Annotated in this window: 8 protein-coding genes; 2 read left to right on the top strand and 6 right to left on the bottom strand. The window is 45.3% G+C overall.

Annotated elements, in window-relative coordinates; genetic code table 11:
• Positions 1-410: 410 nt before the first annotated feature.
• From KV201_RS21225 to KV201_RS21210, 4 genes are all read right to left on the bottom strand, one after another.
• Positions 411-1,382: a DMT family transporter gene (locus KV201_RS21225; protein ID WP_319000227.1), complete on the bottom strand. Its 972-nt coding sequence runs from the start codon at positions 1,380-1,382 to the stop codon at positions 411-413.
• 584 nt (positions 1,383-1,966) lie between these two features.
• Entirely contained in the window at positions 1,967-3,136 is a 1,170-nt protein-coding gene (gene iadA / locus KV201_RS21220) for a beta-aspartyl-peptidase (RefSeq protein WP_226060501.1), read from the bottom strand.
• Positions 3,136-4,581 (bottom strand): putative basic amino acid antiporter YfcC, encoded by a 1,446-nt coding sequence (yfcC, locus tag KV201_RS21215; protein WP_226060499.1) that lies wholly within the window; start codon positions 4,579-4,581, stop codon positions 3,136-3,138. Before yfcC ends, iadA begins: the two co-directional genes overlap by 1 nt.
• Positions 4,582-4,659: 78 nt before the next feature.
• Positions 4,660-7,263 carry a TonB-dependent receptor gene (locus KV201_RS21210; protein ID WP_226060498.1) on the bottom strand — a complete coding sequence of 868 codons (2,604 nt, stop codon included), beginning with the start codon at positions 7,261-7,263 and terminating at the stop codon, positions 4,660-4,662.
• Between the two features lie 347 nt (positions 7,264-7,610).
• On the opposite strand from KV201_RS21210, the gene KV201_RS21205 reads away from it, so the two are divergent.
• Positions 7,611-9,407 (top strand): cyanophycinase, encoded by a 1,797-nt coding sequence (locus KV201_RS21205; protein ID WP_226060496.1) that lies wholly within the window; start codon positions 7,611-7,613, stop codon positions 9,405-9,407.
• Positions 9,408-9,748: 341 nt separating this feature from the next.
• On the opposite strand, the gene KV201_RS21200 is transcribed toward KV201_RS21205, so the two are convergent.
• Positions 9,749-10,249 (bottom strand): peptidylprolyl isomerase, encoded by a 501-nt coding sequence (locus tag KV201_RS21200; RefSeq protein ID WP_006081478.1) that lies wholly within the window; start codon positions 10,247-10,249, stop codon positions 9,749-9,751.
• A 115-nt stretch (positions 10,250-10,364) separates the two neighbouring features.
• On the bottom strand, positions 10,365-11,768 hold the full coding sequence (locus KV201_RS21195) for a DEAD/DEAH box helicase (RefSeq protein WP_226060495.1): 1,404 nt from the start codon (positions 11,766-11,768) through the stop codon (positions 10,365-10,367).
• 637 nt (positions 11,769-12,405) lie between these two features.
• On the opposite strand from KV201_RS21195, the gene KV201_RS21190 reads away from it, so the two are divergent.
• The gene (locus KV201_RS21190) at positions 12,406-14,178 is read left to right on the top strand and encodes a DUF885 domain-containing protein (protein ID WP_226060494.1); all 1,773 of its coding nucleotides are present in this window, start codon (positions 12,406-12,408) and stop codon (positions 14,176-14,178) included.
• The last annotated feature ends 108 nt before the right edge of the window (positions 14,179-14,286 follow it).

The following is a 14,286-nucleotide window of genomic DNA, read 5'->3' as shown; positions in this document are numbered from 1 at the left end:
TTACAGTGAGACAAGACCCCATCAATATAATGGTGGGTTAACGCCAAATGAGTCAGAACGTTTATATTGGAATGACTCTAAAACCGTGGCCAATTTTACTTGACCACTACAGTTTACACGTTATGTTGGTGTCATGACTTGCAAACTCGCCGTCGCGAGCATTGCAATTTAACTGTTTGAATAATAGAACTTAAGGTGGGTAATCTTGATTCGCTAGCGCTCAAGAGTTAGCGCTTAAAAATTAGATCTTAAAAGTAGTGCTTAAGCGTTAGCACGCTTTAATGCCATAGCAAATCACCAAAGGCTGAATCTGTGTTGAGTGTATCGCGCTTGTTTCTGCGCCTCGTCGAGTCAGTTTACTTGCGAAGAATTTAGCCGAGATTTCAACTTACGTTGTTGTTTTACTCAGTTCATGCCGCATTAGGTATGTTATTCGTCGTGGTTCTTTTACGCGTTTGGATTAAGGTATAGCCGCCACTTAATACTATGAGTAAGCTCCCTAGAAGTGTCAGTAAATCTGGTGATTCTCCAAATATCAATATGCCTAACGCTAAGGCAAACAGTAAACGGGTATACCGAAAGGGGCTGACTACTGAGACATCTCCAGCGCGCATAGCGATTGTCAGCGCATTGTAGGCCATGACACCAAAGACGATGGCTCCCAGAATTTGTGTTGCCGCAGTGGTACTAAACTGTAAGGGCTCATTTTGGTACATCAGTATGGCTAAGCCTGTCGGAATTAACACAAAAAAGCCATACACCCCAAGTTGCATGTTAGATAACACGGGCGATGCGGCACGTGTTGCGAGATCGCGGCCTGCAAAACCTAAGGTAGCGATAACGGCAAATAAAGAGGTGGCTTCAAAGCCATCAAGCCCTGGACGAATGATCATCAGCACGCCCACAAAACCAACCAATACCGCAAGCCATCTTTTATGACCGACTTGTTCACCGAATAACAAGGCTGCGCCAATCATGGCGATCAGAGGTGTGGCTTGCAAAATAGCGGATGCACTCGAGAGTGGTGTTAAGGTGATAGCTAAAGCAAAACAGAAGCGGCCGATCACTTCACACAATGCGCGTAACAGTATGGGGGTCGACAATGCTGCAGGGTGAAGCACAGTTTCGCCCTTGCGCCAAGTTAACAGTATAAATATCAACATTCCACCAAGGCCAAATAACGCTAAAATGAGGCCGATAGAGGTGGTTTCTGCTGCAGATTTGATGAGCATGTCTTCAATAGAAAATGCTGCCATAGCAGCAACCATAAACAGACTACCTTTTGTATTATTCAAAATCTCTTCCCAACATGTGCAGACTGCGTCTCTGAAAAAGTATCGACTTGAGAGTGTTGGCTCGATGGAGCCGATCGCTGAAGTCATGATATAGCTTATTGTGATCCAAGTTAAACATCCTGCGCTCAAAGTTAAACAGCATTTTATGCGCACCACAGCAGGTTTCTTTGCTCATCCTAATCGGATTCGCGGTCCAAGTTCGCAGTGATCTTGGGCTTGAAAGGAAAGGGGATAATAAGAGTAAGCAAGATACTATAATAGATACAGAAATGGCTTTTTCATCTATATCAGATGGTTAATTTAGCCTAACGCCGTTACGCGTATCTTGTAGGTCCAATATCTGTAAAGAGGATAGAGAACAAGCTCTTTGGCAGTGGCGTTAATCTGCCGAATATAAAATACTTTTCTTAAATAGGGCAATAAGATGCCCAGTTTTTATGGGATAGTTTGGCTGAAGCGCGGTAACTGTAATGGTGCAGTTCGGATCTCGATGGCGTAACGTTACGCGTTTTAAAATGTCAGTCAATCAGCGATGATCGGAGTGCGCTTAGCAATGCAAACTCTTTCACCTTGAGAAAATGTGCTTGATACGCTCTGTTTGCGGGTAATCTACTCGCATTGCACACAGTTTATGAGTGTGGTGCACGCGCGCGGCGTGCGCCATTATTGAGTTACTGCGATTCAAATGTTCCCCATTTCAGTGCGTTACCTTCATCAACGAGTAGTTGCCCTTTGCTCCATACTTTATCGATATTAAAGTTATCCATTAATAACACAAAGTCGGCATCGTGTGTTTCGCTTATTCTGCCCTTACTTTTTAGCTTGAGCACCCGAGCGGCATTTGAGGTCACTAAAGGAAGCACTTGTTCTAGGGGTAAACCACTGTTAATTAAAGCCACTAGCGCTTCAAATAGGCTGCTGACTTTACCCATTTCTATTCCAATACATTCACCGTCAGAACTAAATATGGGCAGGCTAGCATTTCCGTCGGAACTTAAGCTGATTTGACTCAAGTTGATACCTTGCGAGATTGCAAAATGGACCGCATCAACGACCGCGACTTCACCCTCGTTTAAATACTGAGTATTAGTCGACGTCGTGAAATCGATAACCCCACCTTGTCGTGCAAATTCAAGCCCTTGCTCTAATAGCTGCTGGGAGCGATTCATGTGAGTGGGATAGTACTGCGTTAAAGGGATATCAGACTGCTGCGCGATGTGATGCAAAATTTGGATACCAGTTGCACCATCGCCCACATGCACAAACACTATGCCGCCTTTACCGCTGAGCATCCCACCGACGCGGCTTTGCGCTGCGACTCTGGCGAGTTCTGGCACTGTGAGTTGCGATCCTCGGTGATCTGCAATTGCAATTTCACCCACACCAATAACATTGTCGATTAACACCAGATCTTGGGTGATATCGCCAGTAAGCGTCTTTACGGGGTATTCGTAGGAGCCAGTGTAGCAAAAGACAGACAAGCCTTCATATGTGAGCGCTTTCGCTTTGACGACAAGTTCGTTCAAGCTGCGACTAATGGCGTCGGTTCCCAATGCTGCGACGAGCGTAGTGACCCCAGCAAGGCTGGCATCTGTTAGTTGCATCTCTGGGGTACGTGTGTGATAACCGCCTTCACCGCCACCGCCTGTGATATGCACTAAGGGGTCCACTAAACCTGGGATTAAAGGGCGGCCATTGGCTTCGATGATTGTGACTAAGTCTGCATGCTTAAGATCAATGATGGGGGCGATTTTAAGGACTTTCGCCTCGCAAAATAACACGTCGCGTAGCCCTAAAAACTGCGGCGCATAAACGGCGGCGTTACGGATTAAAGTTAACATCAGCTATATCCTGTAATAACGGCAAATAAAATGACGGCACTGGCCATCAAGGTCAGCAATAATTGAAAGCGCCAAATAAGCGCAAGCCATTGAGCGTATGAAATTTTAGCCACACCTAAACAACCCATTAATGAGGCTGAAGTAGGGATCACTAAATTTGTCAGTCCATCACCAAGCTGAAAACAAAGCACTGATACTTGGCGGGTGACGCCTGCAATATCGGAAAGCGGCGCCATGATAGGCATGGTCAGGGCGGCTTGACCGGAACCCGATGCGACAAAGAAATTCATAATAGATTGAAATATATACATAACAATGGCAGAGGTGACATCAGGTAACGTTGCCAAGGACTCGCCGGCATAATGTAAGGCAGTGTTAAGAATAGAGGGCTGTTGTGGGTCATCGCCGCCAAGCAATAACACCACACCTTTGGCGAATCCCACAATCATAGCGGCGGGTAACAATTCACTGGCGCCTTTTTGAAAGGCACTTGAGATTTGGTTCAAGCTACGTTTTCGCCAAATAACGGCAATCAGCCCAACAACCAAGGCCAGTGCAAAAAATTGACTGGCGATTTGCGGAATATAATAGCCTTGGCTTACCACTCCCCAAATCACCCACATAATTACGCCGAGTAAACAAAGCAACACGAGAATGTCAAAGGAAGAACATTTATTATTCAATGGTTTATCGTTAGCATGCACGAGTGTGGCATCCACTGTTGAGCGATGTTTTTTAGCGTAGCGCAGGGTAAAAATTAAGCCGACAACAGTGAAAACAAACCAAGCTGCAATCCGTAAACCAGCGCCAGACATTAAAGGTACACCGGCAATCCCTTGCGCAATGGCCACGCTAAATGGATTCATCCATGAGGTAGCAAATCCAATTTGGGTGGATAAGTAGGTGACCATGACCACAGTTGCCGCTGAATAACCTAAAGCCTGAAAAAGCGGTAACAGTACAATGCAAAATGCAATGGCCTCTTCACTCATGCCGTATATCGCGCCGCTTAATGAAAATATTATAAACAGTAATGGGATCAGTAATACTTGGCTGCGCTGCAGTTTGGCGATCATCGCCATAATGCAATGAGTAATGGCGCCAGTGTCCATGACGACACCAAAGGCACCACCCACGATAAGGATAAATGCCATGACACCAACGGCCGAGCCCATGCGATCGCCTGATGTCATGCCGTCGAAGGCAAAATTGGTCAGCCCCGTTTTGTCGTTGGCTGAAAATAGACTGACATGATGCGCGTTATCGTATGTCATGAAAAACTGTTGTGGATCGATTCTTTGAGTGATGTTGCCAGCGCTATCAACGATATCGACCATAGCAAACCAACCCGCAGGAAACAGATAACTGCTTATTGCGGCGGCTAAAACGATAAAAAATAAAATAACAAAAGCGTCGGGCATTGCCCTTGCAGTAGGTAATTTCATCCTATGTGCCTTTATAAAGGGTCAGAACAAGGCATTGGCCACAATTAAACGCTGCGGCCAATGCCTCAAGTCAGTACATTAAAACTTGAAGGTATAACGTACGTTCCAGCGACGGCCTAACCAATCATGGACTGAGCTTGCATAGCCATTGGTTGGAGAGGAGGCGTAGGGCGGTTCTTCATCTGTTAGGTTACGCACTGACACCAAAAAGCTATGGTGCTCATTTAACTCATAACCAAGGCTCGCACTGAAGGTGAGCCAACTGTCGACGGTTTCGTTATCAAATTTAAAGTCACCATCACCCAATGAACTGATGTAGTGACCCGATAAACTGGCACTCCAATCGTTGAGCTGCCAGTCGGTTCCTAGATCAAGCACGCTTTCAGGGCGAGCAATTTCTGAGGCGCCACTTAACCGCCCTAATAAATCTTCCACTGGGGTTGAAGGTGTAACTTGTCTTTCAAATGACAGGGTTTCAGTGCCCGCAACATAAAACTTAAATTCACCTGCGGTTTCAGTGTCTAAGCGATAATCTAGCTTGTAGTCGATGCCATCAGTATTTTGATTGCCGACGTTAAAATAGCCGGTGCGTAAGAAGCTAATATCCCCTTGGCCATCAACAACACAGCCAAATTCATCCCCCAGTTCTGCAACGCTAGTCACGATTTTTGTACTGTCTTTAATACAGGCGCCCAAGGTAGTGTTGGCATCAATGTCAACAATATCATCGTGCTCATAGCGCCAGTAATCGACGGTCAATTGTAGTGCTTCGGTGAGGTTCCAAGAGACGCCAACGTTAATGGCGGCAGACTTTTCTGCGGATAAATCCTTATTGCCTATGGTTTCTTGGTCAAACTCGAGTTCGCCAAACTCGGCGCCAGCAGTACCGCATAAGGCATTGTAAGGTTCAGCTGAACCGCAATTGATATACTGGCTGCTGAGCGACGTCCCTGCGCCTAATTGGGATAAGGAAGGGGCTCTAAAACCTGTACTCCATGATGCCCTTAATACTAAATCCTCAAGAGGGCGATAACGCATTGATATTTTAGGGTTAACATCGCCACCAAAGTCACTATAGTGGTCGTAACGTAAAGCTGCGATCACATCTAAGGTGTCGGTAATGGGGAAATTAAACTCGCCATACATAGCATATTGCGTCCGGTCCGCTTCGGCATCGCTTGCGCCTAAGCCGATAATTTCGTTATTCACTGCGTTGATGGATGGCCTATCAAATATTTGCTCTTTTCGCAGCTCTCCACCAAATACCGAGCTTACTGCACCTGCGGGTAATACAAACAGATCGCCACTGATATTAAAATCCAGCGACAACACCTCTGATTCACCTTTACGAATGCCGGGATCGCGCAGGGCAGCAATTTGTGCAGCGCTACTATCACGGCCTAAATTGAACGGATTAAATTCATCCGCCGCCACGGCGGCATCCAGTTTAGTGGCATTCATATAGCCAGCAACATTGTTGATTTCGTTTGTAGATTTGCCATAACTCGCCGCGGTTTCCCAGCTCCAGTCGGCAAGTTCACCGCGCAGTCCTGCGAGGACTCGATAGCTCTGAGTGTCATATTCCTGTACTCGACGCTCAGGGAAACGAGTTCGAACAGTGATAACGTCGCTGACACTGCCATCTAGCATGTCAATGTCGTGAACATACTGGGGAATGTTGGCAGAATCACCAGCAACATCCACTGTATATCCCGCAGGCGCCTCATAGGCTGAACCGGTATTCTTTTGATACATGCCTTCAGCAAAAAACTCCAATCCATTATCTAGACGATAAATATGATTAAAGGTCGTGCCTATATTGTCAAAGTCAGGTTGGATAGCGCGTTGAATAACATAGTCATAATTGCAACGTGTACCACTTTTTTGGGTATCATCGCCACACCAAGACTCAGCGTAATCTTCACCATCTATGGTCATACGAGTACTGGACTCAAAGGTGACATTGACGGGTCTATCGCTATTAAAGATGGCGTTTCGCGTCGCATAATCGACTACAACCGTAGTATTGCTGTTTTCTGTCGCAAAGCCGCCAGCGTAGGTCAGATTCTTACGGCTGGCATCGTGATCAGAAGTATCATCCCCATATTGGGCACTGAGCTCATGCCCGACAAAATCCTTACGGAGGATAAAGTTAATTACACCGGCAATGGCATCCGAACCATAGATGGACGATGCGCCATCGGTTAACACATCGATGCGTTCAATGGCAGATAAAGGGATTGAATTGACGTTCACAAACGAGTCAGAACCATTAGAGAAGGAATCAACGGCGACTCTTCGGCCATTGACTAGCACTAAGGTTGAGCTTGAACCCAATCCGCGCAAACTGACACCGGATGCGCCAGCTGGTGCTCCATCGGCTCCACCGACACCCCCAGTTTCCGAGAAAGTCCCCGCACTTGAAGCTTGGGGGAGATCGCGTAGAAACTCACTCACACTCTCGTAACCGCGTTTAGTGATGTCATCCTGGGTAAAACTTTGCAGTGGATTGGCGCCTTCCATATCCACCCCTTTTAGGCGTGAACCTGTGACTGCGACTCGCTCGACCGGTGCATCTGCGGCAGGTTGCTCAGTTGTTTTTTCTAGTTCATTGGCTACAGCTAAAGCAACGGGCGACAAGGCCAACCCAAAAACAGCGCACAAAAATACAGAACTTCTCATGATAAGCTCCCGATAAATCTCTTATTAGAATTTTTTAGACGTGGCTAAGCTGCGCGTGAGTCAATACGCATGGCATTAGTTAATGTTTTGCAGAAAGCGCAACGTCAATCAAATGATTGAGAGGGGAGTAAGACGGCTAGACTAGACTCCACCAAACACAAGGTGTTTAGCGGTTATTCGTCCCACCATTCGGACAGATACCAGGTGCGGTAGTGGTATCTTTGGAAAAGAGTTGTTGCTGTTTTCATGTAATAAACGGAAGTCTTTTGTTATTGACCTGTTAAAAGGCTATCCGTAACATGAGCCTTGAGTCAATACATGGCGCACACTTTTTATTGAGTGCCACTATGAAAAATCGTTGCTTAAAAAACTTATCTTTTTTGCTCAATAGCTTAAGTATTTCTTACTTTACTCTTTTGCTATTTATCGCCCCAAGCGTGCAGTCAGCGCCAGCGAAAACCCTGAGTTTATCGATACCCACTCATCAACAATTTGATCTTATGCTGGTGGGCGGAGGGATGAAAATCTGCAGCTCTCAAGCTCCCGCAAATTGCCAATCGGAAGTCAAATTCTCAGCCGATGCCAAACGCGAAACACGTTATGTATTCAACGTTTCGTGGCTTGAACGTGCACTTAAACACCCAAGATTGCAGTCGTTAAATGAGCAACAAAAAGTGATATTACGACAAGCGGCCAAAGCACTTTCTCCTGTCAGTAATAGTCTTGAAAATAGCGATGTTGAAATTGGCCGTTCACTTGGCCGTTTACATAGTGACAGCTTAACCTTGGCAAAGCTTGAACAAGCCATTGCAAAGATAGATAAGCAATTTCTGACGCATTTGAGCGACCAACAATATTACGCACTGCTAGATTTATTAGAAGAAAAGCAGATGCTTGCTGACGGCACGCTGTTACAAGAACAAGTGTTACTTGATTCCACAATCAATCCCCATGCCGCGACGCTTTACCAATTATTTACGCAGCAAGCGTTAACAAAGCGCCAGCAAAGCAACCCCAATGCCAAACGTCCACTGATCGCCGTTGTGACCGCATCTGCGCGCGATCCCTTTGAAGCGGCCCATTACTATGTCAGCGTATTTGAGCAAATGGGGGCCGAGGTTATTTGGCTGCCTTTAGATGCTGCAGTGCAAGCGGGTATCGCAACCCGTCAGTGTGACCAACTCGAAATGTTTAGACAGCAAATACAAGGAAATACGGATAGGGCGAGGCTTTATCCAAAGCAAGTTGAGCTACAAAAGGATTTTTGTGCCAGCCCCATTAAACTCTATCAATTGCTTAATCAAATCGACGGACTCTTTTTAAATGGCGGCGATCAGAGTTTGACTTTAAAGGCTTGGACGACGCCGGATGAATCACCCAGTGAAGCATTAAGCATCATCAAGAAACGTCTTTCCAAACAAGAAATTGTTATCGGTGGCACCAGCGCTGGCACTGCTGTGATGGCTGATAAAAATATGATCACCGGCGGCACGAGTGAGGGGGCGCTGAGTTTTGGCGTTTTCGCGATCGAAGCGCCAAGTGAGCGTTGTGAAGTCGCTAATTGTGATACCTCAGTTCCTGCAACGGCGGTCACTTATCGCGAGCAAGGTGGGCTTGGATTTTTCCCCTTTGGTATACCCGACACACACTTTTCACAACGAGACCGTTATTTAAGACTCTTGCTCCTTAGCGCCAATGCCGATAGCAAAATGGCATTTGGGGTCGATGAAAATACAGCATTATTGGTCGATTTATCACATCGTTCGCTCTCAGTGGTCGGTGAGCATGGAGTATGGGCATTAGCGCATGTTGAGCGATTGAAACAAAGCCAAGCTAACCCTGAAATAAATGCGGTTTCGCACTATTTAACTCCGGGTTCCTATGCTGAAATTGACGCCACTGGTGAGTATTTGACTCATATCCGCCTAGCTCAGACTGCCAAATTAACGCCAATAATGAGTAAGCAGAGTGACTTTTTTACTTGGGTCAGCAATGCGTGTCGGCAAGGTATATATTCAACATCATTGAGTGATAAGTACGAATTAACCATTACTCCAATGGCGGCATTAAGTTGCCAAGGCATTTTAAATCAAGAACGCGGATATCAGTCGATGGGTTTAACACTAAAAGCGTTAGAACAATGACAGTAAGTTGAATTAATTGTAGTGGTATGGCTATGATATCAATAGGATAGGCTAAATTGATTAAGGTTGAGTGTATATTAGGTAGATTTTAAAAAGTTGAGAGGATAATTAATCTACTGATTTTAAGTTAAGAAGCTATAATTTAAGATTTTTTACTTTAAGTAAGTTTTAAGTTAAATGATTGAGTTTAAATTAGGTAAAGTAAATTTATATTAAGCAGTGTTTATTAAGTATGATTTTTTGCGAACTAATTAATTTAAAAACCGCTACAGAAAAGAATGTATCGCTCAGCAAAACTGAGCGATACATTATATCAAAAGAAATTTTTATCGTTTTAACGATCAGCTTTGGATATTAATCGTCACTTTCTCGATAACTATAGGTTCGCGGGGCACGTCTTCGTGGCCGGCAACTGTGGTGGTTTTGACTTTCTCAATCTGTTGGATAATGTCCATTCCTGCTGTGACCTTACCAAATACCGCGTAACCCCAACCGTTATTAGTGGTGGCAGTGTGGTCTAAAAAGTCATTATTGGCGGTGTTAATGAAGAACTGCGCCGTGGCCGAATGAGGCGCATCGGTGCGAGCCATAGCGATAGTGCCTATGGTGTTACTTAGGCCTTTGTTGGCTTCGTTCACGATAGGCTCGTGGGTCGGCTTTTCTTTCATTTTTGCGGTAAATCCGCCGCCCTGAATCATAAAACCTTTGATAACACGGTGAAAAATCGTATGTTCAAAGAAGCCTTCTTCACAATAGCGGACAAAGTTTTTTGAACTGACAGGCGCATGTTCAAAGTCGAGTGCTATGGTGATGTCGCCTAAATTGGTGCTGAATGTAATCATGCTAATATCTTCTATCTTAATGAGTTTCTACTTCTAATAAGTCACGACTGGTACTAGATCATAACTTTATACGGGATCGCGACTTTGTACGGGATCATGATTTTGTATTAGGCCATCAGTTCGTTTTAGAACCGCTGTTCCACGGATTAAAGGGCGCACTGCGACCCGTAGTCTCGCTACTGTTATCAGTCTGCGCGGATTGTGGACGCGCTACAGTGGCTTTTGCCTCAGGCTTTGATTTAGCACTGCGATGCTTTTTCGCATGGGCGGTTTCAAAGGAGCCTTCTTTCGCGGGGCGTGAGGTTCTGGTCTCAGGTGCGCGGGCTTTAAAGGTTTTTGGCGTGGTATTTTTCGGCACAAAGTCGAGGATAGAAACTGGCACTTCTTTGTTCGGCACAAAGCCTTCAATTTCTTTACGCACTATGATGTGGCCTAAACGGCGCTCGATAGCACATAGGTTTCTAAAATCATCTTTGGAAACAAAGGAGATGGCTTCGCCGCAGGCGCCAGCACGGCCGGTTCGGCCAATACGGTGAATATAATCATCGGCTTCATCGGGCAGATCATAGTTGACCACGCGGGTAAGGGCGTCGATATCGATACCGCGAGAAGCCACGCCGGTCGCAACTAAAAAGCGCAGTCTTCCGGACTTGAAATCGACTAATAATTGCTCGCGTACCGCTTGGCTGCGACCACTGTGAATGGCTTCGGCGGCAATACCGCGTTTTTCGAGTTGGCTGACCAGTTTGGCGGCACCTTGTTTAGTCTGGATAAAGATCAGTGCCTGTTCCCAAGCTTGCTCAGTGATGAGTTTGCTTAACAGGGCAGACTTTTTATCTTTATCGACAGTGATCAACCATTGGTCGATTTGCGGTGCGTTCGCACTGTCGCGGGCAATTTCAATCTCAACAGGGTTTTCAACCGCTGTTTTCGCTAAAAAGCGCACTTGCTTAGATAAGGTTGCCGAAAACAACAGATTTTGGCGTTCTGTTGGCAGACGTTCGATGATTTTATTGATGTCTTCGATAAATCCCATATCGAGCATTCTATCGGCTTCGTCTAGGACTAATACCGAGATTTCATCGAAATGAATCGCTCTTTGGGTGTACATATCGAGCAATCTACCGGGGGTCGCTACCAGAATATCGACGCCTTCGATAAGGCGTTGTTTCTGTGGTGCGGCATCGACGCCACCATACATGGCCATAGATGTCAGCGACAGGTATTTTGCGTATTTGGCAATATTGTCTTCTACCTGAACGGCCAATTCGCGGGTTGGCGTTAAGATCAAGGCGCGAACGCGTTTAGCCCGAATTTTCGGCATATCGGCAAACATTTGCAGTATTGGCAACACAAAACTGGCGGTTTTACCTGTACCCGTTTGCGCGCCAGCCAGCAGGTTTTTACCTTTCAAGATCACCGGAATGGCTTTTTCTTGGATTGGAGTAGGTTGTGAATAGCCGAGCTCAGTGATGGCTCTTAAAATCGGATCGCTTAATCCAAGTTTGGAAAATGGCATTGAATGTCTCAGGTAAAGGGTCAGGTCAATAATATATAAGCAAACTGTTACGCCAACGCGTTAACAGCGGAGCAGGGCGATATTATATACCCAAACAACCTAAAGATGCAGGATTCAGCGGTAATTTAACGCACTTTGGGCAAGGCCATTTATTGCTCCTGCATAAATTGCATTCACGCCGTCCATGGCGATTGCGGTTATTTGCAGACCTAGTGGGCTAAGTTAAAAATAACCAACACGGCATAAAGTGCGTTACCCCGTGGTTAACATCAGCCGCCGGAACGGAGCGCCTAGGGCACTCCACTTCTATGTTGCATCAATTCAAAAGGTAGCCGACATTCTGTCATTGATGTGCCTTGAATTGGAGCCCCCTAGGCGCTCTGAAACTCGTATATTCAGGTAGCTTGGGTATATCAGGAGGTGAAACAGAATTGGCGATTATCGTTATCTGAGTTCGTTTGGCAAAGTGGGAATTTTACCTCGAATAAGCGAATGATAGGCGGCATAAATATCGAGAACTCACAATTTTGTAACCGTAGATGTATTCACGGCTAACACTGCTGCAATTATTGGGACAATATGATTAACTTAGGTAATTTTTGCATGCCTGTTAAATATCAACAAAGGACCCATAATAATGAAAAAATCCGCTATTTCCCTTGCGATAGTGTTATCGCTGGCCGGCCTTGCTGGTTGTCAATCCCATACGAGTCAAACCAAGCCTGTGGTTGCGGCTGAAGTTAAAGCCCAGTCATTTGAGCAATTTTCAGTATCCTTTATTGATTCATTGTGGGAATTATCACCGACGTGGGCCTTATACAGTGGCAAGCATGTTAATGATGGCTATCTTGAAATCCCCGATGCGGCAGGTCGTGCGAAAACACTAGCGTTTGTGAAAGCACAACAAGCCAAATTGACCCAGTTCGAGCAAAAGTCGCTGACGCCGAATGAACTGATTGATTATCATCTGATCGACAATTTACTCGGCAGCATGGCATGGGAAATTGACAGTTTTAAATCTTGGCAGTGGGATCCTTCAAGCTACAACGTATCGGGTGGTTTTGCCCAAATCATCAATGAAAACTTTGCCCCATTAGATGACAGATTACGTTCTGTATTAGCGCGTTTAGAAAATGTACCGGCTTATTATGCAGCCGCGCAGGCAAACATTAGCAAGCCGACATTGGAACATACCGAATTAGCTGTGATGCAAAACCAAGGTGCATTTTCGGTGTTTTCCGATGACTTATTAAAACAGGTCGCCGATTCTGGTCTGACGGCTACAGAAAAAGCGTTATTTAACACACGGTTTGATGCTGCCACTGCCGCAATTAATGGCCATATCGCTTGGTTAGACAAATTAGTGGTTCAACTTAAAAAAGACGGTGCCCGTAGTTTTAGAATTGGCGAGGAGCTATACGAGCAAAAATTTGCCTTTGATATCCAAGCGGGCATGACAGCAAAACAGCTGTATCAAAAAGCCGTGGCCGATAAAGACCGTGTTCAAGGGGAAATGGCAAAAATTACCGATAAGTTATGGCCTAAATATTTTACTACGCCAAAACCTGCTGACAGTAAGCTCGCCATTCGCCAGTTAATCGATAAATTATCGACTCAGCATGTTCAGCGCGATGAATTCGTGAATGAAGTGCGTAAGCAAATTCCAGAGTTAATTGAATTTGTAAATAAGAAAAACCTAGTCACATTAGATCCTAAAAAGCCACTTGTCGTCCGTGAAACACCCGAATATATGCGTGGTTATGCCGGTGCTTCTATTAGTGCACCAGGACCTTACGATAAATCTGGTAATACTTATTACAACGTGACGCCGCTCGATGGCATGAGTGATGCGTCTGCCGAGAGTTATTTACGTGAATATAATCACTGGATCCTGCAAATCCTCAATATTCATGAAGCAATTCCTGGGCACTACACTCAATTAGTTTACTCGAACCAATCACCGAGTTTAGTGAAAAGTTTATTTGGTAATGGCGCTATGGTCGAAGGCTGGGCGGTATATACCGAGCGCATGATGCTAGAAGAAGGCTATGGCAACTTTGAGCCTGAAATGTGGTTGATGTACTACAAGTGGAATTTGCGTGTTATCTGTAACACTATTTTGGATTACAGCATTCATGTGAAAGGCATGACCGAAGAGCAAGCTATCGCCCTGATGATGAACGAAGCCTTCCAACAGCAGGCAGAAGCCGAAGGCAAGTGGCGCCGCGCTACGCTTAGCCAAGTTCAGCTGACGAGCTACTATTCTGGTTATCGTGAAATCTATGATTTCCGTGACGAATACAAGAAAGCGCAAGGCAAAGATTTTGATCTTAAAACCTTCCACGAACAATTCTTGAGTTACGGCAGCGCGCCAGTGAAATATATTCGTCAATTAATGCAAAACAAATAAGTTTGCATGTTGATATAAATTAGCAGAGCTCAGGCTCTGCTTTTTTTATGCCGAATCGTTGCACACATTACAGTGAGGAAGTGAAGTCAACACAGTTACTGATGAAAT

Origin of the sequence: Shewanella sp. SR1, assembly GCF_020447145.1 — a bacterium.
Taxonomy (GTDB): Bacteria; Pseudomonadota; Gammaproteobacteria; order Enterobacterales; family Shewanellaceae; genus Shewanella; species Shewanella baltica.
The sequence above is the reverse complement of the archived record's forward strand: the minus strand, read 5'-3'. Positions and strand labels throughout refer to the sequence as shown.

Coding starts and splice junctions, on each gene's coding strand:
- KV201_RS21225 (WP_319000227.1), bottom strand. CDS start 1,382: ATGACTTCAGCGATCGGCTCCATCGAGCCAACACTCTCAAGTCGATAC.
- KV201_RS21195 (WP_226060495.1), bottom strand. CDS start 11,768: ATGCCATTTTCCAAACTTGGATTAAGCGATCCGATTTTAAGAGCCATC.
- KV201_RS21190 (WP_226060494.1), top strand. CDS start 12,406: ATGAAAAAATCCGCTATTTCCCTTGCGATAGTGTTATCGCTGGCCGGC.
- iadA (WP_226060501.1), bottom strand. CDS start 3,136: ATGTTAACTTTAATCCGTAACGCCGCCGTTTATGCGCCGCAGTTTTTA.
- KV201_RS21200 (WP_006081478.1), bottom strand. CDS start 10,249: ATGATTACATTCAGCACCAATTTAGGCGACATCACCATAGCACTCGAC.
- yfcC (WP_226060499.1), bottom strand. CDS start 4,581: ATGAAATTACCTACTGCAAGGGCAATGCCCGACGCTTTTGTTATTTTA.
- KV201_RS21205 (WP_226060496.1), top strand. CDS start 7,611: ATGAAAAATCGTTGCTTAAAAAACTTATCTTTTTTGCTCAATAGCTTA.
- KV201_RS21210 (WP_226060498.1), bottom strand. CDS start 7,263: ATGAGAAGTTCTGTATTTTTGTGCGCTGTTTTTGGGTTGGCCTTGTCG.